Annotated in this window: 21 protein-coding genes; 16 read left to right on the forward strand and 5 right to left on the reverse strand. The window is 68.1% G+C overall.

The genetic code is table 11. The annotated features are described in order from the left end of the window. Positions 1–9: 9 nt before the first annotated feature. Positions 10–666, reverse strand: coding sequence for a PilN domain-containing protein (locus AABN02_RS10540; RefSeq protein WP_338414890.1), 657 nt, complete (start codon positions 664–666; stop codon positions 10–12). Beyond that, the gene (locus tag AABN02_RS10545; protein WP_338414891.1) at positions 663–1,742 is read right to left on the reverse strand and encodes a pilus assembly protein PilM; all 1,080 of its coding nucleotides are present in this window, start codon (positions 1,740–1,742) and stop codon (positions 663–665) included. Before AABN02_RS10545 ends, AABN02_RS10540 begins: the two co-directional genes overlap by 4 nt. A gap of 337 nt (positions 1,743–2,079) precedes the next feature. Between AABN02_RS10545 and AABN02_RS10550 the strand changes: the two genes are divergently transcribed. After that, complete coding sequence (locus AABN02_RS10550; RefSeq protein WP_338414910.1) at positions 2,080–4,473, forward strand: penicillin-binding protein 1A; 2,394 nt, start codon at positions 2,080–2,082, stop codon at positions 4,471–4,473. Between the two features lie 16 nt (positions 4,474–4,489). On the opposite strand, the gene cyaY is transcribed toward AABN02_RS10550, so the two are convergent. Beyond that, complete coding sequence (gene cyaY, locus AABN02_RS10555) at positions 4,490–4,861, reverse strand: iron donor protein CyaY (RefSeq protein ID WP_338414892.1); 372 nt, start codon at positions 4,859–4,861, stop codon at positions 4,490–4,492. A gap of 18 nt (positions 4,862–4,879) precedes the next feature. Here cyaY and AABN02_RS10560 point away from each other — a divergent pair, with 18 nt between their 5' ends. The 3 genes from AABN02_RS10560 (at position 4,880) to AABN02_RS10570 (ending at position 7,180) form a co-directional block, all read left to right on the forward strand. Continuing rightward, positions 4,880–5,047 (forward strand): lipoprotein, encoded by a 168-nt coding sequence (locus AABN02_RS10560; RefSeq protein ID WP_338414893.1) that lies wholly within the window; start codon positions 4,880–4,882, stop codon positions 5,045–5,047. Beyond that, positions 5,044–6,330 (forward strand): diaminopimelate decarboxylase, encoded by a 1,287-nt coding sequence (lysA, locus tag AABN02_RS10565; RefSeq protein WP_338414894.1) that lies wholly within the window; start codon positions 5,044–5,046, stop codon positions 6,328–6,330. The genes AABN02_RS10560 and lysA overlap by 4 nt, the downstream gene beginning before the upstream one ends. A 79-nt stretch (positions 6,331–6,409) precedes the next feature. After that, on the forward strand, positions 6,410–7,180 hold the full coding sequence (locus AABN02_RS10570) for a ferredoxin--NADP reductase (RefSeq protein WP_338414895.1): 771 nt from the start codon (positions 6,410–6,412) through the stop codon (positions 7,178–7,180). Between the two features lie 195 nt (positions 7,181–7,375). On the opposite strand, the gene AABN02_RS10575 is transcribed toward AABN02_RS10570, so the two are convergent. Further along, the gene (locus tag AABN02_RS10575) at positions 7,376–7,681 is read right to left on the reverse strand and encodes a c-type cytochrome (RefSeq protein WP_338414896.1); all 306 of its coding nucleotides are present in this window, start codon (positions 7,679–7,681) and stop codon (positions 7,376–7,378) included. A 223-nt stretch (positions 7,682–7,904) separates the two neighbouring features. Beyond that, positions 7,905–8,768: an amidohydrolase family protein gene (locus AABN02_RS10580; protein ID WP_338414897.1), complete on the reverse strand. Its 864-nt coding sequence runs from the start codon at positions 8,766–8,768 to the stop codon at positions 7,905–7,907. A 189-nt stretch (positions 8,769–8,957) separates the two neighbouring features. Between AABN02_RS10580 and AABN02_RS10585 the strand changes: the two genes are divergently transcribed. The 12 genes from AABN02_RS10585 to AABN02_RS10640 form a co-directional block, all read left to right on the forward strand. Beyond that, positions 8,958–9,785 (forward strand): crotonase/enoyl-CoA hydratase family protein, encoded by an 828-nt coding sequence (locus AABN02_RS10585; RefSeq protein ID WP_338414898.1) that lies wholly within the window; start codon positions 8,958–8,960, stop codon positions 9,783–9,785. After that, complete coding sequence (locus AABN02_RS10590) at positions 9,782–11,674, forward strand: feruloyl-CoA synthase (protein ID WP_338414899.1); 1,893 nt, start codon at positions 9,782–9,784, stop codon at positions 11,672–11,674. Before AABN02_RS10585 ends, AABN02_RS10590 begins: the two co-directional genes overlap by 4 nt. A gap of 21 nt (positions 11,675–11,695) precedes the next feature. Continuing rightward, on the forward strand, positions 11,696–12,466 hold the full coding sequence (locus tag AABN02_RS10595) for an SDR family NAD(P)-dependent oxidoreductase (RefSeq protein ID WP_338414900.1): 771 nt from the start codon (positions 11,696–11,698) through the stop codon (positions 12,464–12,466). Between the two features lie 111 nt (positions 12,467–12,577). Continuing rightward, on the forward strand, positions 12,578–13,735 hold the full coding sequence (locus AABN02_RS10600; RefSeq protein ID WP_338414901.1) for an ABC transporter substrate-binding protein: 1,158 nt from the start codon (positions 12,578–12,580) through the stop codon (positions 13,733–13,735). Between the two features lie 57 nt (positions 13,736–13,792). Beyond that, positions 13,793–14,830, forward strand: coding sequence for a branched-chain amino acid ABC transporter permease (locus AABN02_RS10605; protein ID WP_338414902.1), 1,038 nt, complete (start codon positions 13,793–13,795; stop codon positions 14,828–14,830). Between the two features lie 3 nt (positions 14,831–14,833). Beyond that, positions 14,834–16,612, forward strand: coding sequence for a branched-chain amino acid ABC transporter ATP-binding protein/permease (locus tag AABN02_RS10610; RefSeq protein ID WP_338414903.1), 1,779 nt, complete (start codon positions 14,834–14,836; stop codon positions 16,610–16,612). Between the two features lie 10 nt (positions 16,613–16,622). After that, a complete protein-coding gene (locus tag AABN02_RS10615) occupies positions 16,623–17,372 on the forward strand; it encodes an ABC transporter ATP-binding protein (RefSeq protein ID WP_338414911.1) in 750 nt (249 codons plus the stop codon). A gap of 18 nt (positions 17,373–17,390) precedes the next feature. Then, positions 17,391–19,187 carry an acyl-CoA dehydrogenase family protein gene (locus AABN02_RS10620; RefSeq protein ID WP_338414904.1) on the forward strand — a complete coding sequence of 599 codons (1,797 nt, stop codon included), beginning with the start codon at positions 17,391–17,393 and terminating at the stop codon, positions 19,185–19,187. A 35-nt stretch (positions 19,188–19,222) separates the two neighbouring features. Beyond that, positions 19,223–19,690 carry a MarR family transcriptional regulator gene (locus tag AABN02_RS10625; protein ID WP_338414905.1) on the forward strand — a complete coding sequence of 156 codons (468 nt, stop codon included), beginning with the start codon at positions 19,223–19,225 and terminating at the stop codon, positions 19,688–19,690. Between the two features lie 146 nt (positions 19,691–19,836). Beyond that, on the forward strand, positions 19,837–20,766 hold the full coding sequence (locus AABN02_RS10630) for a spherulation-specific family 4 protein (protein ID WP_338414906.1): 930 nt from the start codon (positions 19,837–19,839) through the stop codon (positions 20,764–20,766). An 85-nt stretch (positions 20,767–20,851) separates the two neighbouring features. After that, on the forward strand, positions 20,852–21,754 hold the full coding sequence (locus AABN02_RS10635; RefSeq protein WP_338414907.1) for a DMT family transporter: 903 nt from the start codon (positions 20,852–20,854) through the stop codon (positions 21,752–21,754). A gap of 155 nt (positions 21,755–21,909) precedes the next feature. Beyond that, on the forward strand, positions 21,910–22,497 hold a 588-nt coding region (locus AABN02_RS10640), incomplete at its 3' end, for a transposase (protein WP_338414908.1).

Raw genomic sequence — 22,497 nt, forward strand, 5'->3', positions numbered from 1 at the left:
ACGCCTCCTTCACCGGGCAGCCGCCGCGGAGGCAGCAGGCACGGCCGACGCAGCCGCCGGAACGGCCGAGGCACCCGGGGCCGCTGCGCGGGCCGCCTGCTCCAGATCCTGCGGACGCTTGAGCGTCAGGCGCACGGCGAACTCGAACAGGCGCTTCTGGTCGCGCGCCGTCGTGACGGCGGCGGCCTTGATCTCGACCAGTTCGGGTCGCTCCAGCCACGGCGAGTGGTAGGCGGTGTTGCGCAGGAACTCGGACACCCGCTCGTTGGTCTGCGCCACACCGGTCACGGCCACGCTCTGGCCGTCCTGCCGGATCGCTGTCAGGTAGATGCCCTCGGGCACCTGCGCGGTCAGCTCGTTCAGCAGGTGCACGGGCATGTTGCGGTCGATCTGGAAGTCCTCGACCACCTTCTGCCGCGCCTTCAGCGCCTCGATCTCGGACTTCAGCGAGGCGATGTCCTTGATCTGGCCTTCCAGTCGCTGGATCTCCACCTGCAGAAACTCGTTGCGGGAACGCTGTTCGCGCCGCATTTCGCCCAGCACCAGATACCAGGCCCCCGCGATGAGTGCGCCGGCCAGGACCGCCAGACCGATGCCCAGGAAAAAGGCCTGCTTGCGGCGCCTGCGCTTCTCTTCCCGGTGCGGGAGGAGGTTGATCAGGATCATTGCAGGAATCTCCGCATCGCCAGCCCGCAGGCGGTCAGGTAGGACGGGGCCTCGCGGCGCAACTTGCTTTCCCGGACAGCGGAACCGATTTTCATGCCTTCGAAGGGGTTGACCACCTGGGACGCGAAGCCGGTGAACTCGGTCACCCGCTCCTTCAGACCGGGCAGTGTGGCCGAGCCGCCCGACAGCATCACGTAGTGGACCTTGTGGTGCGGGGTGCTCGTGAAAAAGTACTGGAGGGCACGGCCGATTTCCTGGGACAGGCTGTCGACAAACGGCACCAGCAGCGTCGATTCATAGTCTTCCGGCAGGTCACCGGCCGTCTTGCGGTTCTCTGCTTCCTCGAAGGACAGGCCGTACTGGCGGGCAATGAGCTGGGTGAGCTGCGCACCGCCGAAGGCCTGGTCCCGGTCGTAGAGGATGTCCTCGTCGCGCAGCACCTTCAGGCTGGTCGCGTCCGCACCGATCTCGAACAGCGCCACCAGCGCGTCGCGGCCCTGGTTCGGCAGGTTCTCGATGACGCGGCTCATGGCCAGCCGGGACGCATTGGATTCGATGTCGAGGATGACCGGCTTGAGCCCGGCCGCCTCAGCCAAGCCCTGCCGATCCTGCACCCGGTCCTTGCGCGACGCGGCGATCAGCACCTCGACATCGCCGACCTGGTCCGAACTGGGCCCGACGACGCAGAAATCGAGGCTCACCTCGTCGAGCGAGAAGGGGATGTACTGGTGGGCCTCGGCCTCGACCTGCATCTCGAGTTCTTCCTCGCGCAGTCCACCCGGCAGGATGATCTTCTTGGTGATCACCGCCGACTGCGGCATGGCCATCGCCACGCTCTTGGTGCGCGAGCCGCTCTTGACGACCACACGCTTGACGGCATCGGCCACCTCGTCGAACTTCTCGATCTGGCCTTCCGAGATCCAGCCCTTCTCGAAGATCTCGCTGGCGAAGCGTTCGACGATGTACTCACCCGACGCGCTCTGACTCAGCTCGACCAGCTTGACACCGGAAGAGCTGATGTCCAGTCCGATCAGAGACGCATGCTTGCGGCCCAGAAGGATGTCAAGAAAGCTCACGCAGATCCCCAAAGTCACGTCCGGGGACGTGCCGGACAGTTAATAAACCACTTCAATGCTAGCAACAAAGGCATTGAGGCACAAAGATTTTCCCGGATTTTGCATTGTCGCCGCGTTGTCCCCGGAAAGACGAGCGCAAGCCCCCATCCAAGCACAATACGACCTCCCGGACAAGGCGCGATCCAGGGGCGTTACAAACGTATCTCGGCGTTTGTGACCAGTTCCTATAATCCATCGGACGATTCAGGCCAATCTGTACATGAGCGACAACCCTCGACCTCCTTCGACCGACCGCCAGACCCCGTCGCCTCCTCGCCTCCACCCTGCGCTGCGCGTCATGGCGTGGCTGATCGGGTTGCCGCTGGCGCTGGTCCTCACCTTCCTGCTGCTGCTGGGGCTCGCACTGGCTGTGGCCTACCCCAATCTGCCCGAGATCAATGGCCTCGTGGACTACCGCCCCAAGCTGCCGATGCGGGTGGTTTCGGCCGACGGAGTGACGCTGGGCGAGTACGGCGAAGAGCGCCGGAATTATCTCCCGATCAAGGCCATTCCCAAGGTGATGCAGGACGCCGTGCTCGCCATCGAGGACGCCCGCTTCTACCAGCACGGCGGCATCGACTACAAGGGCATCCTGCGGGCCGGCATCGAGAACCTGCACGACGCGCGCAGCCAGGGTGCCTCCACCATCACCATGCAGGTGGCGCGCAACTTCTACCTCTCCACCGAGAAGACGCTGACCCGCAAGGTCTACGAGATCCTGCTGTCGCTGAAGATCGAGAGCCAGCTCAGCAAGGAAAAGATCCTGGAGGTCTACATGAACCAGATCTTCCTGGGTCAGCGCGCCTACGGATTCGCGGCGGCCAGCGAGATCTACTTCGGCAAGCCGCTCAAGGACATCACCATCGCCGAGGCCGCCATGCTCGCCGGCCTGCCCAAGGCGCCGTCGGCCTACAACCCGATCGTCAACCGCAAGCGGGCCGAGCTGCGCCAGCGCTACATCATCAGCCGCATGGTCGAGAACGGCTTCATCACCGAAGCCCAGCGGGACGAGGCCCTGGCGGAAACACTGACCTACCACACGCCGCGCAGTTCGGGCATCCACGCCGAATACGCGGCCGAAACGGCCCGCCAGATGATCTTCGCCCAGTACGGCGATGCGGCCTACACCCGGGGCCTGAACGTCGAGCTGTCGCTGCGCTCGACCGACCAGATGCAGGCCTACCGCACCCTGCGGCGCGGCCTGCTGGCCTTCGAGCAGCGCAAGGCCTACCGCGGCCCGAGTGCCTTCGCCGACCTGCCCCGCGACGAGGACAAGCTGGACGCCCGCGTGGCCGAAGTGCTGGAAGAGCACCCGGATCTGGACGACCTGCGCGCCGCCGTCGTCACCTCGGCGGACCCGAGAAAGGTCATCGCCATGCTGCAGAACGGCGAGACCATCACCGTGACCGGCGACGGCCTGCGCCAGGCCCGCCCCTCGCTGATGGCGGACGTTGCGCCCAAGATGCAGATCCGGCGCGGCGCCGTGGTCCGCATCATGAAGTCGGCCAGGGGCGACTGGAACATCGTCAACCTGCCCGAAGTCGAAGGTGCGCTCGTCGCGCTGGACCCGCAGACCGGCGAGATCCGCGCCATGGTCGGCGGCTTCGACTACGCCAAGAGCAAGTTCAACCACGTCACGCAGGCCTGGCGCCAGCCGGGGTCGAGCTTCAAGCCCTTCATCTACTCCGCGGCCATGGAAAAGGGCTTCTCGCCCGCCACCGTGGTCAACGACGCGCCGCTGTTCTTCGACGCGGGCGTCACCGGCAGCCAGCCCTGGGAGCCGAAGAACTACGACGGCCAGTTCGACGGCCCGATGTCGATCCGGCGCGGTCTGGCCAAGTCGAAGAACATGGTCTCGATCCGCCTGCTCAAGGCGGTCGGGCCGTCCTATGCACAGCAGTGGATCACCCGCTTCGGCTTCGAGGCCGAGAAGAACCCGCCCTACCTGACGATGGCACTGGGCGCCGGCGCAGTCACACCGATCTCGATGGCCGATGGTTACGCCGTGCTCGCCAACGGTGGCATCCGGATCAATCCGGTGCTGATCACCCGCATCACCGATGCCCGCGGCCAGGTCATCACCCAGGCGCCGCCGCAGAGCGGCCAGGACGAGCGCATGCGTGCCATCCCGGCCCGCAACGCCTTCATCACCAGCAGCCTGCTGCAGGAAGTCACCCGCACCGGCACCGCGTCCAAGGCCCAGTCCACGCTGAAGCGCCCGGACCTCTACGGCAAGACCGGCACCACCAACGACTCGCAGGACGCCTGGTTCAGCGGCTACAACAAGGGCCTCGTCGCCGTGGTCTGGATCGGCTATGACACGCCGCGCTCGCTGGGCGACAAGGAAACCGGCGGCGGGCTGGCCCTGCCGATCTGGATCGACTACATGGCGCAGGCGCTGCGCGGCGTGCCGGTGAGCGAATACAGCGCGCCGGATGGCGTGGTGTTCCTCAACAACGACTGGTACTACACCGAGAACAGCCAGGGTGGCGGCGTGCGCTCGCTGGGTCTGGAAGACGTGGCGCCCCGACCAGCCCGGTCGGAAGAGCGCAAGGGCATCCTCGACCTGTTCCGCGACACCGGTGGTACGCCCAGTCCGTCGCCGGCGCCAGACGTGCCGGCACCGCCAGCAGCGCCCGCGCCCATGCCTGCACCCATGCCGGCACCGTCACCCGCGGACGTTCCGCGCTGAGCCGGCTCTGCCCGCCTCAGGCGGGCAGGTCCGGCGGCGTGAAGACCAGCGCGCACCCCCCCTGTGCGCTGGCCTGGGCGGACAGCGCGGCGAAGAACTCGTCGCCGCCGCGGCCGTCGCGCCAGGCGCCGTCGGTCCAGCGGTAGTGGAAGCCCCCGGCGCGGGCCGCCATCCACAGCTCCTGCAGCGGCGGCTGCGTGTTGAGGATGATCTTGCTGCCGCCCGGGAAGCTCAGCTCCAGCAGGCCGCCCGTGCGGTGCGTGTCGATGTCGATCACGTCGTCGTCCAGCCAGCGGTCGATGGTGGTCTCGATGGCGGCCAGTGCCGCATGGGCGCGGCGGGTGTACTCGGCGTCGGAGAGGCCGGTCGAAGCAGAGGTGTGGTCCATGGTCGCTAGAATCCGTCGATGTTCAAAGGCTTGCTGAAAACGAGTTTAGCGCTGTGCGCGGCCGGGGCCTGTGCCCTGCTGCTGTCGGCCTGCGGCCAGAAGGGTCCGCTGACGCTGCCCCCCTCGGACACCCCTCCTTCCCTTCCTGCGGCCGCGGCCGCCCCCGCCTCCACACCCGCACGATGAACCTGCCCGGCTCCCCCTTTCTCGCCCGCGACGCCGCCGGCACCCTCACGCTCGAAGGCCACGCGCTGGCCGGTCTGGCGCATGAATTCGCCACGCCGCTGTACGTGTACTCGCGCCAGGCCATGCGCTCGGCCGCCGCGGCCTATCAGCACGCGCTGGCCGGCCGTCCGCACCTGGTCTGCTACGCGATGAAGGCCAACTCCAGCCTCGCCGTGCTGCAGACCTTCGCCGAGGCCGGCTGCGGCTTCGACATCGTCTCCGCGGGCGAGTTGCAGCGCGTGCTGGCCGCGGGGGGCTCGGCGGACAAGGTGGTGTTCTCGGGTGTCGGCAAGACCCGCGCCGAGATGCGCCTGGCGCTGGAGGCCGGCGTGCGCTGCTTCAACGTCGAGAGCGAGGCCGAACTCGACGTGCTGTCCGAAGTCGCCAGCGCGATGGGCAAGACCGCGCCGATCAGCCTGCGCGTCAATCCGGACGTCGACGCCAAGACACATCCTTACATCTCCACCGGGCTGAAAGGCAACAAGTTCGGCATCTCGCACGAACACGCGCTGGCCGTCTACCAGCACGCTGCCCGCCTGCCCGGCATCGCCGTGCACGGCATCGACTGCCACATCGGCTCGCAGATCACCGAGATCAGCCCCTACCTTGACGCGCTCGACCGCGTGCTCGACCTGGTCGAGGCGATTGAGGCGGCCGGCATTCCCGTGCACCACCTCGATCTCGGCGGCGGCCTGGGCATCACCTACACCGACGAGCAGCCGCCCACCGCCGACGCGCTGATCGGCGCATTGCTGGCCAAGATCGATGCGCGCGGCCACGGTCACCGCGAGATCCTGATGGAGCCAGGCCGCTCGCTGGTCGGCAACGCCGGCGTGCTGCTGACCGAGGTGCTCTACCTCAAGCCCGGCGAACACAAGAACTTCTGCATCGTCGACGCCGCGATGAACGACATGGCGCGCCCGGCGATGTACGAGGCGTGGATGGGCATCGTGCCCTGCCAGCAGCGCGACGACGCGGCGCAGACCTGGGACGTGGTCGGCCCGGTGTGCGAGTCGGGCGACTGGCTCGGCCGCGACCGTGAACTGGCGGTGCAGGAGGGCGACACGCTGGCGATGCTGTCGGCCGGCGCCTACGGCATGACGATGGCGAGCAACTACAACAGCCGCCCGCGCGCCGCTGAGGTGATGGTCGATGGCGCGCAGGTCACGCTGATCCGCGCCCGTGAGACCGTCGAAAGCCTGTTCGCGGGGGAACGCCTGATTGACGGCCACAGCCGTTTGTGACCTTCTACCTCCATCGGGTATCCTCGATCCTTTCGCGCGACCCCTCCGCGCTGGCCCTGTGCCCCTGCCTGCGACTGCCATGAAAGCCTTCAACGAAGAAACCGTCACCTCGGTCCACCACTGGACCGACCGGTTGTTCAGCTTCACCACCACACGCGACCCGGCCTTCCGGTTTTCGAGCGGTCACTTCGTGATGATCGGCCTGCCCGTCAACGGCAAGCCGCTGCTGCGTGCTTACTCCATCGCCAGCCCGAACTGGGAAGAGAGCCTGCACTTCTTCTCGATCAAGGTGCCGGACGGCCCGCTGACCTCGCGCCTGCAGCACCTGCAGGTCGGCGACAAGATCCTCGTCGGCCGCAAGCCCACCGGCACGCTGCTGGTCGACTACCTGAACCCCGGCAAGCGCCTGTACCTGCTGGGCACTGGCACTGGCCTGGCCCCGTGGCTGTCGATCATCCAGGACCCGGAGACCTACGAGCGCTTCGAGAAGGTCATCGTCGTCCACGGCTGCCGCCAGGTGAACGAGCTGGCCTACCAGGACCTGTTCAAGAGCCTGCCGAACCACGAGTTCCTGGGCGAAGTGATCGGCGACAAGCTGGTCTACTGCCCGACCGTGACGCGCGAGCCCTTCGAGCGCCAGGGCCGCATCACCGACCTGATCGCCGACGGCCGCATGTGGAGCGACTTCGGCCTGCCGGCGCTGAACCCGGCCGAAGACCGCGCCATGATCTGCGGCAGCCCTGCGATGCTGCGCGACCTGAAGAAGATGCTCGAAGAGCGCGGTTTCGCCGAAGGCAACACGACCACGCCGGGCGACTTCGTCATCGAGCGGGCTTTCGCCGAGCAGTGACCCTGCACGCATGAAAAAGCGCGACCGAGGTCGCGCTTTTTTTGTGCCTGAATCTCGCCAGCCCATTCCACAGGCGCTGTGGATAACCCTGGGGATGAGCTGAGAATTCAGTACTCAAGTCCTTGATTCACAAGGACTTTTCCTAGATTGCCTCATATTTCAGCAGTGTGACAACGTTCGGACGCTATCCGGAAATCACTTGACTGCGGCCAGCATGTAATCGAGTGCCGCGCCGACGTCCTCGTCGCTCAGCTTGGGGTTGCCACCCTTGGCCGGCATGGCGCCCTTGCCCTTCAAGACGGCCGTCAGCAGTGCCTCGCGGCCGGTCTTCACGCGCGGACCCCACGCTTCCTTGTCGCCAAACTTCGGCGCGTTCGCCAGGCCCGGCACGTGGCACATGGCGCAGTTCTGGTTGTAGACGTCCTTGCCTTCGGCGGCCTGGGACAGGCCGGCGGACAGGGTCAGGGTGGCGGCGGCCAGAACGGGCAGCAGGGCTTTCATGGGGTCTCCTCGGGGCGTTGATTGGACATGGATGGCACGACCGGCACACAGACGTACCGCGGCGGCGGCGTTCCTGTGCAAACTGCGTGCCCCGCCTTCAACGCGCCGTCTGCGGGCCACGAAGACCGGTGTTTACCCGGGCAAGGCCGGGCGCCGTGGCACAAACGGCGCAGCCTGTTGCGCAATGCCGGGACACCGGCGCTGACCAATGGAGCGACGACGCTCAGGCGAAGCCGAGCAGCCGCTTGGCGTTTTCCTTGAGGATCAGCGGCTTGACCTTGTCCTTGAAGCCAGCCTCGTCGAAGTCCTTCATCCAGCGCTCGGGCGTGATGAGCGGGTAGTCGGAGCCGAACAGCATCCGGTCCTTCAGCAGCGTGTTGGCGTACTGGACCAGCTGCGCCGGGAAGTACTTCGGGCTCCAGCCGGACAGGTCGATCCAGATGTTCGGCTTGTGCAGCGCCAGCGACAGGGCCTCGTCCTGCCACGGCCAGCTTGGGTGGGCGATGACGATCTGGATGTCGGGGAAATCGATCGCCACATCCTCCAGCAGCATCGGGTTCGAGTTCTGCAGCCGCAGGCCCCCGCCGCAGCGCATGCCCGAGCCGATGCCCGAGTGGCCGCTGTGGAAGATCGCCGGCAGCTTGTACTCGGCGATGACCTCGTAGAGCGGCCAGGCCATGCGGTCGTACGGGAGGAAGCCCTGCACCGTCGGGTGGAACTTGAAGCCCTTGACGCCGTGCTCCTCGATCAAACGCCGGGCCTCGCGGGCGCCCATCTTGCCTTTGTGGGGGTCGATCGAGGCGAAAGCCACCATCATGTCGCTGTTCTCGCGCGCGGCGTCGCAGATCTCCTCGTTCGGGATGCGGCGGCGGCCGAGCTGCGCCTCGCTGTCGACCGTGAACATCACCAGGCCAATCTTCTTCTCGCGGTAGTAGGCCACCGTCTCGGCGATCGTCGGGCGCCGGTTGGAGCCGAAGTACTTGTCGGCGGCGCGGTCGTACTCTTCGCCGTAGCTGTCGAAGGGGTTGCGGCACGACACCTCGGCGTGGGTGTGGATGTCGATGGCGATCAGGTCGTTGGTGTTCATGGAGCGTACCGGGGTGATTTGCTTAAATTTTGTAATCAATCTAGGAACACAAGACCAGGGTTTACCCGCAAAACAGGAATGATTTAAACCTTGACGCAGTGCAGCAAAGGGTAATTACGGAGCACTCAGAGCGTGCAAATACTTATATTTGTTAATCAAATTTCTCTCGCTTCTGCCGCTCCTCACGCCATGACCACACCCGCCCTCGACTCCACGTTTGTCCCGGCCACGGGCCTGCTGGCCGCGCTCGACCTGCTGCAGATCTCCCAGTCTGGCCCCGTCACGCACCTCCGCCTGAACCGGCCGGCCAAGCGCAACGCCATCAACGACACGCTGGTGGCGCAACTCCACACCGCCTTCGTGAACCTGCCGGCCGAGACCCGCGCCGTCGTGGTCAGCGGCGCCGGGGACCACTTCTGCGCCGGGCTGGACCTGTCGGAGCTGGTGGAGCGCGACATCCACGGCGCTATCCTGCACTCGCGCGGCTGGCACGCGGCGTTTGACGCGGTGCAGTTCGGCAAGGTGCCGGTGATCGCGGTGCTGCACGGTGCGGTGGTCGGCGGTGGGCTGGAGCTGGCCGCGTCGTGCCAGATCCGGGTCGCCGAGGACTCGGCCTACTTCGGCCTGCCCGAAGGCCAGCGCGGCATCTTCGTCGGCGGCGGCGGCTCGGTGCGCATCCCGCGGCTGATGGGCACGGCGCGCATGACCGACATGATGCTGACCGGCCGCGTCTTCGATGCCGACCAGGGCGAACGCTACGGCATCGTCAACTACCGCACCGCCGATGGCGAGGGGCTGGCCAAGGGCATCGCGCTGGCACGCAAGATCGCCGGCAACGCCCCAATGACCGCCTTCGCCGTGATGCACGCGCTGCCGCGCATCGTCGAGATGAGCCCGGCGGAGGGCCTGTTCACCGAATCGCTGATGGCCGCGGCCGCCAGCAACACGCCGGAAGCCCAGGACCGGCTGCGTGCCTTCCTCGAAGGGCGGGCGGGCAAGGTGGTCAAGCAGTCATGAGCACGGCCGTGAACCCCACCGGCCGCTACCGCGACATCCGCGTCGGCGGCTGCACCGACGCCGTGCTGGACACCGGGACCGACGGCCTGCAGCGCCTGCGCGCCACCGAGCCGCTGGGCTGGTTTCCGCCCCGGCTGACCGACGCGCTGGAACAGTGGGCCGCGGAAGCTCCCGACCGCGCCATCGCTGCCAAGCGCGTGCAGGGCGGCGACTGGCAGCGCATCACCTACGCCGAGATGCTGCAGCGCGCCCGCGCCGTCGGCCAGGCGCTGACGGACCGCGGCCTGTCGGCGGAGCGCCCGATCGCCATCCTGTCCGACAACGACCTCGAACACCTGACGCTGGTGCTGGGCGCAATGTGGGCGGGTGTACCGGTGACGCCGGTGTCCTCAGCCTACTCGCTGATCTCGCAGGACTTCGGCAAGCTGCGCCACATCGCCGACACGGTGACGCCGGGGCTGGTGTTCGCCGCCTCGCCGGCCTATGGCAAGGCGATCTCGGCCGTGTTCGGCGCGGACGTGGAAGTGGTGTTGACCGAAGGCACGCTCGACGACCGCCCCGTCACGCCCTTCGATGCGCTGCTGGCCACCGCGCCGGGTGCCTCCGGTGACGCTGCCCATGCGCTGGTCGGCCCCGACACCATCGTCAAGTTCCTCTTCACCTCCGGCTCGACCAAGCTGCCCAAGGCGGTCATCAACACGCAGCGGATGCTGTGCGCCAATCAGCAGATGCTGCGCCAGTGCTTGGTCTTCCTCGCCGACGAGCCGCCCGTGCTGGTGGACTGGCTGCCCTGGAACCACACCTTCGGCGGCAACCACAACGTCGGCCTCGTGCTCTACAACGGCGGCACGCTCTACATCGACGAAGGCAAGCCGACCCCGAAGGGCATGGCCGAGACGCTGCGCAACCTGCGCGAGATCTCGCCGACGATCTACTTCAACGTGCCGAAGGGCTTCGAGGAAATCGCCTTCGCGATGGACGCCGACCCGGTGCTGCGCCGATCGCTGTTCGCCCGCGTGCAGGCCTTCATGTTCGCAGGCGCCGGGCTGTCGCAGGCCGTCTGGGACAAGCTGGACGCCCACGGCGAGGCCGAGATCGGCGAGCGCATCCGCATCATCACCGGCCTGGGCATGACCGAGACGGCGCCGTCGTGCACCTTCGCGGTCGGCACCGACGTGCGTTCGGGCCACATCGGGCTGCCGGTGCCGGGCGTCGAGGTCAAGCTGGTGCCGGATGGCGTGGGCGACAACGCCAAGACCGAGGTGCGCTTTCGCGGCCCGAACGTCATGCCCGGCTACTGGCGCGCCCCGCAACAAACCGCCGAGGCCTTCGACGAGGAAGGCTACTACCGCACCGGCGACGCCGTGAAGTTCATCGACCCGGCCGAGCCGACCCGCGGCCTGCTGTTCGATGGCCGCACCGCCGAGGACTTCAAGCTCTCCACCGGCACCTTCGTCAGCGTCGGCCCGCTGCGCGCCAAGGTCACGCTGGCGGGTGCGCCGTGCATCCAGGACGTGGTCGTGGCCGGGCTGAACCGCGACGAGATCGGATTGCTGGTCTTCCCACGGGTCGACGAGTGTCGCAAGCTCGCTGAGGCCGACGGACTGGAGGCCGGGTCGCTGCCCGTGCCGGAGCTGATGCACACGCCGGCCGTGCGCGACTTCTTCCAGCGCGTAGCCGACCAGCTCTGGCGCGCCGGCACCGGCAGTGCCAACCGCCCGGCGCGGATGCACGTCATGGCCGAGCTGCCCTCGATCGACAAGGGCGAGGTCACCGACAAGGGCTCGATCAACCAGCGCGCCGTGCTGCTGCACCGCGCTGCGCTGGTCGAGGCACTCTACGAAGGCAGCGCCAGCGATCCATTCGTGATCCTGCCGCGCAAGGGTTGAAAAAGGGCTGAAGGAAACACCATGCAGATTCAAGGACACGCCGCGATCGTCACCGGCGGCGGCTCGGGCCTCGGCGAGGCGGTCGCCCGCGAACTCGCCCGCCAAGGCGCCAAGGTCACCGTGCTGGACGTCAACCAGGCCGGCGCCGAGCGCGTCGCCGCCGACATCGGCGGGCTCGCGCTGCGCTGCGACATCACCGACAGCGCCAGCGTCACCGCCGCACTCGACGCCGCCGAAGCCGCCCACGGCACCGCCCGCATCGTCATGAACATCGCCGGCATCGGCAGCGCCAAGCGCGTGATCCAGCGCGACGGCTCGCCCGCGCCGCTGGAGGACTTCGAGCGCGTCGTGCGCGTGAACCTGATCGGCACCTACAACGTCGTGCGCCTCGCCGCCGCCCGGCTGGCGAAGGCCGAGCCGCTGGAGGGCACCTCGGGCGAGCGCGGCGTCATCATCAACACCGCCTCGGTCGCCGCCTTCGACGGGCAGGTCGGGCAGGAAGCGTATTCGGCCTCCAAGGGCGGCGTGGTCGGCATGACCCTGCCGCTGGCGCGCGATCTGGCGCAGTGGGGTATCCGCGTCTGCACCATCGCGCCGGGCCTGTTCGCAACGCCGCTGATGAACGAATTGCCCGAAGCGGTGCAGCAGTCGCTGGCCGCGTCGATTCCGTTCCCGAAGCGCCTGGGCCAGCCCGACGAGTTCGCTGCACTGGCGGCGCACATCGTCCAGAACGGCCACCTCAACGGCGAGGTGATCCGTCTGGACGGCGCGCTGCGGATGGCGCCACGGTGACGAACCGACACCATTCGGCGATAAACCGACCAGTCGGTCGGGAATATACGCATGGATTTTGACCCTTCTCAACGGCACATTGCCACCACCCACCGACACCCGGAGGAAGACATGACCCCCTCGAAGAACGCACCGACGCTTCTCAAGACCCTGGTCGCCACAGCCGCGCTGTGGGCGGCCTCTGGCGCAGCATGGGCCGACATCAACATCGGCATCAGCCTGCCGCTGACCGGACCGGCCAACGGCCTGGGTATCCCGATGCAGAACGGCATCAAGCTCTGGCCCGCCTCGATCGGCGGCGAGAAGCTCAACGTGGTCGTGCTCGACGACGGCTCCGATCCGACCAAGGGCGTGCAGAACGCCAAGCGCTTCGTCACCGACAAGATGGACATCGTGATGGGCTCGGCCGCGACGCCGGTGGCCATCGCCATGTCCGACACGGTGGCCGAGGCCGGCACGCCGCAGTTCATGTTCTCCCCCGCCGTGCTCCAGGCCGGCAAGGACAACTGGGCCTTCCGCCTGCCGCAGTCGAACGCGGTGATGTCCCACGCCATGCTCAAGCACATGAGCAAGCTGGGCGTGAAGACGGTCGGCTTCCTCGGCTACACGGACGCCTACGGCGAAAGCTGGCTCAAGGACTTCCAGGCCGAAGCCACCGCCATGGGCCTGCCAATCAAGGTCATCGCGACCGAGCGCTTCGCCCGCACCGACACCGCCGTGACCGCCCAGGCCCTCAAGCTGACGGCCGCGAATCCGGACGCGATGCTGATCGTCGCCTCCGGTTCCGGTGCTGCCATGCCGCACAAGGCCATCATCGAGCGCGGCTACAAGGGCAAGGTCTACCAGACCCACGCCGCCGCCACGCGCGACCTGATGCGCATCGGTGGCAAGGACGTCGAGGGCGCCTACGTCGTCTCCGGCCCCTGCGTGATCGCCGAGCAGCTGCCCGACGACCACCCGTCCAAGAAGATCGCCACCGACTTCGTGCAGAAGTTCGAGAAGGTCAACGGCCCGGGTTCGCGCAACCAGTTCGCCGGCCACGCCTATGACGCCGCGCTGGTGCTCGAAAAGATCATCCCGATGGCGCTGAAGAAGGCCAAGCCGGGCACGCCCGAGTTCCGCGCCGCCCTGAAGGACGCCACCGAGACCATGGGCCGCACCGTCATCTCCCACGGCGTGCTGACCTACTCGAAGGACAACCATTGGGGCTACACGACCGAGACCGGCGTGATCCTGAAGGTGGTCAACGGCGACTGGAAGGTCGAATAAGTCTGTTGCGGCGCGGCCTTGGCTGCGCCGCCCCCACCTGAACCGGAACCCCCTCCGATGGACTTCTCGATTGCAAGCATCCTGGCGCTCGACGGCATGACCAATGGCGCGGTCTACGCGCTGCTGGCCACGGCGACCGTGCTGCTGTTCGCCGTCACGCGGGTGATCTTCATCCCGCAGGGCGAATTTGTCGCCTATGGGGCGCTGACGCTGGCCGTGCTGCAGACCGGCAAGGTGCCGGGCACCGTCTGGCTGCTGCTGATCATGGCGGCGGTGGCGGCCGTGGTCGAAGCGGTCCACGGACTGCGCCAGCGCCGCCCGGCGGGGCTGGTGGCCAAGGGCGCGGTGCTGACCCTGGCCCTGCCGCTGGTGATCGCCACGGTCGCCATGGTGGCCGCGCCGCTGAACCTGCCGCTGGTCGTGCAGGCGCTGCTGACGCTGGCCATCGTCACGCCGCTGGGCGGGCTGACCTACCGGCTCGCCTACGAGTCGCTGGCGGACGCCACCGTGCTGGTGCTGCTGATCGTGTCGGTGGGGGTGCACTTCGCGCTCACCGGGGTGGGGCTGCTGTTCTTCGGCGCCGAGGGTTACCGCAACCCGAGCTTCTGGGACGCGCGATTCAACGCCGGCCCGCTGATGCTGACGGGCCAGACGGTCATCATCTTCCTGGCCTCGGCCGCGCTGATCGTGCTGCTGTGGCTGTTCTTCGAGCGCTCGCTGTACGGCAAGGCCTTGCGCGCCACCGCCGTGAACCGCCTCGGCGCCCGCCTGATGGGCATCTCGACGGTGCAGGCCGGCCGCCTCAGCTTCACGATGGCCGCCTTCATCGGCGCGCTGTCGGGCCTGCTGATCGGCCCGACCACCACCGTGTTCTACGACTCCGGGTTCCTGATCGGCCTGAAGGGCTTCGTCGCTGCCGTGTTCGGCGGGCTGGCGAGCTACCCGATGGCGCTGGTCGGCGCGCTCGGCGTCGGTCTGCTCGAATCGTTCGGCTCGTTCTGGGCCAGCTCATTCAAGGAGGTGATCGTGTTCACCTCCATCCTGCCGGTGCTCCTGTGGCGTTCGCTGCGTGACCCGCATACTGAGGAGGATTGACCCGTGGCGGCTCGCACTCGCTGGTTCCTGTTCTTCGCCGCCCTGCTGGCCCTGCTGCCAGTGCTGCCGGTGCCGGAGTTCTGGATCACCCAGCTCAACTACATCGGCCTCTACGCCACCGTCTCGCTCGGCCTGGTGCTGCTCACCGGGGTCGCCGGCCTGACCTCCTTCGGGCAGGCGGCGTTCGTCGGCGTCGGCGCCTACACCGCGGCCTTCCTGTCGGTCAACTACGCCATCTCGCCCTGGCTGACGGTGTTCATCGGCCTGGCGATCACGGTCGCCGTGGCGCTGATCCTGGCCGCCGTGACGCTGCGCATGTCGGGCCACTACCTGCCGCTGGCGACCATCGCCTGGGCGCTGGCGCTCTACTACACCATGTCCAACATGGACTGGCTGGGCAAGTACGACGGCATCCTGGGCGTGCCGGCGATGACGCTGTTCGGCATGAGCCTGGCGTCGGGGCGCAGCTACTTCTACGTGATCTGGGTCGTCGCGCTGCTGGCGGCGGTCGGCGTGGTCCACCTGCTGGACTCGCGCACCGGCCGCGCCATCCGCGCGCTCAAGGGCGGCGTGACGATGGCCGAGGCCATGGGCATCTCGACCTACCGCTACAAGGTGCTGGTGTTCGTGCTGGCCGCCATGCTCGCGTCCATCTCGGGCTGGCTGTTCGCGCACTTCCAGCGCACGGTGAACCCCTCGCCGTTCGCGCTCGGCAAGGGCATCGAGTACCTGTTCATGGCCGTGCTCGGCGGCGTGGGCAATGTCTGGGGCGCCTTCACGGGGGCCGCGCTGGTCAAGATCGTCGAGGAGCAGCTCCAGAACTGGCTGCCGCGCCTGCTCGGCTCCAGCGGCAATTACGAGAGCATCGTGTTCGGCGTGGTCCTGGTGATGGTGCTCAAGTACGCGCCGGAAGGCCTCTGGCCGCACCTGGAAAAGCTGTTTGACCGTTTCCTGCCCTCGCGCCAGCGGGTGCGCGACTGGGCCGACGCCGCACCGCTGCCCGAGCGCAGCAAGCCGGCACCGGGCGAGCTGCTGCTGGACGTGGCCCAGGTGCGCAAGCAGTTCGGCGGCCTCGTGGCGGTCAATGACGTCAGCTTCCAGATCCGCACCGGCGACATCGTCGGCCTGATCGGCCCGAACGGCGCCGGCAAGTCGACCACCTTCAACCTCGTGTCGGGCGTGCTCTCCAAGACCTCCGGCCGGGTGAGCTTCCGCGGGGAAGACGTCTCGGCGCTGTCCTCGCGCGAGATCGCCCGCCGCGGCATGTCGCGCACCTTCCAGCACGTGAAGATGCTGCCGGACATGACGGTGCTGGAGAACGTCGCCCTCGGCGGCTACCTGCGCAGCACCTCCGGCACCGCCAAGGCGATGCTGCGTCTCGACCGTGCCGAGGAGCGCCAGCTCTTCCGCGAAGCCGAACGCCAGCTCGTGCGCATCGGGATGCAGGACCAGATGCACGAACTCGCCGGCAACCTGGCGCTCGGCCCGGCGCGGATGATGGAAATCGCCCGCGCGCTGTGCACCGACCCGGCGCTGCTGCTGCTGGACGAACCTGCCGCCGGTCTGCGCCACAAGGAAAAGCAGGCGCTGGCCAACGTGCTGCGCCAGCTCAAGGGCGAAGGCATGAGCCTGCTGCTGGTCGAGCACGACATGGACTTCGTGATGAACCTGACCGACCGCATCGTGGTGATGGAGTTCGGCACCAAGCTGATCGAGGGCACCCCCGCCGAAGTGCAGGCCAGCCCGGTCGTGCGCGCCGCCTACCTCGGCACGGAGCACTGACACCATGACGATGACTTCCACGACCAAGACCGCCCCCCCTGCCCTGCTCTCCGTCACCGGCCTGCACGCCGGCTACGGCAAGGCCGAGGTGCTCTCGGGCCTGAACCTGACGCTGCCGGCCGGCAGTGTCGTCACCGTGATCGGCCCGAACGGCGCCGGCAAGTCCACGACGCTGAACGCGCTGATGGGCGTGCTGCCGTCCACTGGCAAGGTGCTGTTCGACGGCCAGGACCTCGCCAACGTCACGCTGGAAGACCGCGTGATGGCGGGTCTGGCGCTGGTGCCCGAGAAGCGCGAGCTGTTCTCGACCATGACGGTCGAGGACAACCTCGTGCTCGGCGGCTGGCGCCAGATGCGCAGCGGCAACGGCCAGTGGCGCGACCAGCTCGACCACGTCTACACGCTGTTCCCGCGCCTCAAGGAGCGCCGCGACCAGCACGCCGGCACGATGTCCGGCGGCGAGCGGCAGATGCTGGCCGTGGGCCGCGCGCTGATGAGCCAGCCCAAGGTGCTGATGCTCGACGAGCCAAGCCTCGGTCTGGCGCCGCTGATCGTGCGCGAGATCTTCCGCATCATCACCCGGCTGCGCGAGACCGGCGTGAGCATCCTGCTGATCGAGCAGAACGCCCGCGCTGCGCTCGAAGTCGCCGACTACGGCTATGTGCTGGAGACCGGCGCGATCGCGCTGGAGGGCCCGGCGCGCGAGCTGGCCGGCGATGCACGCGTGATCGAGACCTACCTCGGCGCGCAGAAGAAATAAGCCTCCGCAGCAGACGACATGAGCACCTGGACCCCGCCCCTGCAGCGCATGCAGTTTGTCATCGAGCAGGTGCTGGATGCCCCCGCGTCGTGGCGCCAGCAGCCCGCCTTCGCCGACCTCGACGCCGACACCGCCCGCGAGGTGCTGGAGCAGGCCGGCCGCTTTGCCCACGAGGTGATCGCGCCGATCAATGGTTCCGGCGACACCGAGGGCTGCCGCTGGGAAGCCAACACCGTGAAGACACCCACCGGCTATCCCGCCGCGTGGAAGGCCTTCGTCGACGGCGGCTGGCCCTCGCTGCCCTGCGCACCCGAGGACGGCGGCCAAGGCCTGCCCAGCCTGCTGAACGCGGCGCTGTTCGAGATGCTTGTCTCGGCCAACCACGCCTGGACCATGTACCCGGGGCTGCTGCACGGCGCGTATGAAGCGATCCGCCACCACGCCGTGCCGGAGTTGCGTGCGCGTTACCTGCCGAAGGTGGTCAGCGGCGAGTGGCTCTCGACGATGAACCTGACCGAGCCGCAAGCCGGGAGCGACCTCGGCCTGACCCGCACCCGCTGCGAGCCGGTCGATCCGGACGCGCCGGTGGTCAATGGCGCAGCCGTCACCGTCACCGGCAACAAGATCTTCATCTCCGGTGGCGACCAGGACCTGACGGACAACATCGTCCACCTCGTGCTCGCCCGCCTGCCCGGCGCCCCCGCGGGGACCAAGGGCCTGACGCTGGTGCTGGTGCCGAAGTGGCTGCCCGACGGCCGGCGCAACGGCGCGTGGTGCGACGGCATCGAGAAGAAAATGGGCATCAAGGGCAGCGCCACCGCCCAGATGCGCTTCGAGCAGGCAGAAGGCTGGATCCTGGGCGAGCCGAACGCCGGGCTGGCCGCGATGTTCCTGATGATGAACTCGGCGCGGCTGCACGTCGGGATGCAAGGCCTCGGCCACCTGGAAGCCGCCTGCCAGATCGCCACCAGCTACGCCCGCGAGCGGCTGCAACTGCGCGCACCGGCCCGTCCGGCAGACGCCAATCCCGCGCACAAGGGACCGGACCCGATCGTCTGGCACCCCGCGATGCGCCGCACGCTGCTCGACCTGCACGCGCAGTGCGAGGGCGCGCGCGTCATGGCGTACTGGACGGCGATCCTGCTCGACGAGTCGGAGCACCACCCGGACGCCGCCGTGCGCAAGGAGCGCGACGATCTGGTGGCGCTGCTGACGCCCATCCTCAAGGCCTTCCTCACCCACCTCGGCCACCACGGCGCCAACGAGGCGCTGGGCGTGCTCGGCGGCCACGGCTATGTGCACGACTGGGGCATCGAGCAGCATGTGCGCGACAGCCGCATCGCGCTGATCTACGAGGGCACCAACGAGATCCAGGCCATCGACCTGCTGATGCGCAAGGTGCTGGACCGGCCGCAGCGGCTGGATCGGCTGCTGGACGTGTTCCGCGTCGAGATCGACACCCTGCTGGCCGCCCAAGACGACGCAGCCGGCACGCTGCGCACCTGGGCCGCCACGCTCACCGACGAGGTCGAGACCATCGTCGCCGCCACCGCCGCGCTGCAGGCTGGCCGGGCCGCGGCGCCGGACCGGCCCTTCCTCGTCGCCGACGACTACCTGCACGCGCTTGGCCACAGCCTGCTGGCCTGGAGCTGGGCGCGGCTGGCCCGCGCCGCGCTGAACGACAGCGACACCGCACGGCGCGACTGGCTGCTCACCATCACGCAGCACGGCCGCACCTGGCTGCTGCCCGCGGCGCGCTGGCGCTGGCAGCGTGTGGCAGACGCGACACTGGCGCTGGGCTGGATCCCGGGGTGATGGGCGCGGCGCTTGCAGGCGGGCATCATGCGGTGATGAGCAGCAGTACCAAGAAACAAGGTCCCGCCCAGGGCGTGCTGGACAGCGTCGTCGGCCACCACCTCGCGTGCGCCCGCGTGACCACCCATGTCACCTTTCTCAAGCACTTCGGCCAGCCCTTCGACCTGCGCCCGGTCGAGTATTCGCTGCTGATGCTGCTCGCGGCCAACGCGCAGCTCACGCCCAAGCAGCTCGCGCAGTCGCTGGCCCTGTCCGCGCCGAACCTCACCATCCTGCTCGACCGGATGCAGGAACGGGGCGTGCTGCAACGCGTGCGCAGCGAGGTCGACCGCCGCTCGCAGCACGTGATGCTGACCGACAGCGGCCGCGCGCTCGCCGACGAGATCGCCACGAAGACGCCCGCGATGGAAGGCGAACTCGATGGCTGCCTCAGCCGCGCCGAACGCGCGCTGCTGATCGAACTGCTCGACAAGATCGCCCGGCACCAGCCCCCCGCACGCTGAGCCCTCCGCCGCCGACCCCCTCTCGCCGAGGGCCTCAGAAAAGCCGCTGACAAGCTTCTGACAAGCAGCGGCTCAGATTCGGCCATTAGGATGTGACGAAATTATCATTTTTGTCACTTCCTTTGTTTTTCCTGAGGTTCGGCGCGATGAACACTCCTTGGCAAGACCTGCGGCCGGTGCAGCGGTGGACCATGGCGCTGCTGAGCGCCGGGCTGCTCGGCGGCTGTGGCGGCAGCGCCTCTCCCGACGCCGCGGCGGCCACCACCGTCCCCACGAGCACCACGCAAGGGGCCTCCCTCCGTCCGGGGCTGGGGGTCATCAGCTACTGGGGCAGCAACGCCGATGCCTACCGGCTGCTGCCCACGGCCAGCCTGGCGGTGCTGAATCCCGAGGCGGGCATCATGGCCACCGGTACCGCGAACACGCCCGTCGCCAACCTCGCCACCTGGCAGCGCAGTTCGGCTGAACTGCGCGCGCGCGGCGTACGCCACCTCGGCTACGTGCCCACCGGCTACTTCCGCCACGACTGCGACCAGGTCGGTGTGTGCCAGACCTGGGCCCGCATCGAGGCCCAGGTGGCCACCTACCTGACGCAGATGCCCGACCTCGACGGCCTGTTCTTCGACGAAACCGCACCGACCACCTGGGACTGCACGGTCTTCTCCGCCCAGTACGCGCGGCTGCGTGCCCTGGTTGCCAAGTACCGCCGCAAAGGCTCGCCAGCCCCGCTGCTGGCGTTCAACCCGGGCATCGCCGACGCCTGCGTACTCGACGGGCTGCAGGCGGGTGAAACCGTGGTCGTCTTCGAGGGCACCGCCGCCAGCCACGCCGAGCGCGAGACCGTGTTGACCGAGGTGACGCGGCAGGCCCGCCAACGCGGCCTGCAGACGTGGCACCTCGTCCACACGGCCACGACTTCGGCCGCCCTGCAATCCGTCGTGGCCCGCGCCCGCCAGGCAGACACCACCTGGATCGGCGTCACCAGCACAGGCGGCCAATGGCAGGCCAACGAGAACACCTGGGGCGCACCGCCACCGTACTGGAACGAACTGGTGCGGCTGCTGGAAACGCCCTGAACCGGGCAGCCCGGACGCCTCCGGGACCGATGCGCCGGGACGCTGCGATACTGCCAGCCACTGATCCCGCGGCCCCCGTTTCCCAATGACACCCCCCACTCCCACCGGCTGGAGCCGCCACGCCCCACTGCTCTTCGTGCTGCTGTGGAGCACCGGCTTCATCGGCGCCAAGCTCGGCCTTCCGCACGCGCCGCCGCTGAGTTTCCTGGCCACACGCTATGCCTTCGTCGTCGCGCTGATGGCGGTGGCCGCGCTGTGGGTGCGGGCGCCGTGGCCGCAAGGCGCGCGCGCCTGGGGTCACCTCGCGGTGGCCGGGCTGCTGGTCCACGCGGTCTACCTGGGCGGCGTGTTCACCGGCATCTCGCAGGGGCTGCCGGCCGGCGTATCAAGCCTCGTCGTCGGCCTGCAGCCACTGCTGACCGCGGTCGGTGCCGGCTGGGTGCTGGGTGAAACCGTGCGGCCGAAGCAGTGGCTGGGCCTCGTGCTCGGGCTGGTCGGCGTGGTGCTGGTGCTGTCGTCGCGGCTGGCGGGCGCGGGGCTCGACCTGCAGACCCTCGGGCACCTCGTCCACCTGCCCGGCCTGCCGGCGGCGCTGGTCGCGCTGCTGGGCATCACGGCGGGCACGCTGTACCAGAAGCGCTACTGCCCCAGCTTCGATTTCCGCACTGGTGCGGTGGCGCAGTTCCTGCCCTGCCTGCTGGTCACCGGCGCGCTGGCGTGGGCGACGGAAGACCGGGCCATCGACTGGTCGTCCGGCGCCTTCGTCTTCGCGCTGGGGTGGCTGGTGCTGGTGCTCTCGCTGGGCGCGGTCGGGCTGCTGAACTTCCTGATCCGCTCGGGCAGCGCGGTGAACGTCGCCAGCCTGTTCTACATGGTGCCGCCCTGCACCGCGGTGGTGGCGTGGGCGCTGTTCGGCGAGGCGCTCAGCCCGGTGGCGATGGTGGGGATGGGGCTGGCCATGTGGGGCGTATGGCTGGCACGCAAGTAGTCGTGACCTTCAAGGGCATGGGATGTCACCAGAAAGCGCGAGAAGCCCCGCCCTGAAGGACGGGGAGGTAGAGCGCAGGCTCGCGCAGCGAGCCAATGGCTTGGTGGTTGAGTTTCCTGTGGCATTGATGACTGTTTTTATATACAGTATTGATCATGTCCATTCGAGCCTTCCGCTTCCAGTTGCGCCTCAAGCCCGGTACCGCGCACGCCCTGCGCCGGTTCGCTGGCGCGTGCCGCTGGGTGTGGAACCGGGCGATAGGCGAACAGCAGCGACTGCGGGCTGCTGGTGAGAAGTTCTCGGGTTACGCGGCGATGTGTCGCTGGCTGACGGTGTGGCGCAACGACCCGGACACGGCGTGGCTGGCCGAGACGCCGGTGCAGGCGCAGCAGCAGACCCTGAAACGGCTGGAGGCGAGCTACCGGCGCTTCTTCGAGGGCCAAGGCGGCTATCCCCGCTTTCGCGGACGCGGCCAAGACGCCGGGCTGCGGTTCCCGAAGGCCTCGGATTGCAAGCTCGACGCGGACAACCAGCGCCTGAAACCACCGAAACTTGGCTGGGTGCGGATGCGCCAGTCGCAGCCCGTGCAGGGCGAGGTGCGCAACTACACGCTGACACAGGAGCGAGGCCGCTGGTTCGTGTCGATCCAGGTGGAGCAGCCCGACGTGATCCCGGCGGCGGGACTGGTGCCGACGCTGGGGATCGACTTCGGCGTGACGCTGTTCGCGGCGACGACGGACGGC

The sequence above is a fragment of the uncultured Sphaerotilus sp. genome (assembly GCF_963924895.1).
Classification (GTDB): Bacteria; Pseudomonadota; Gammaproteobacteria; order Burkholderiales; family Burkholderiaceae_C; genus Sphaerotilus.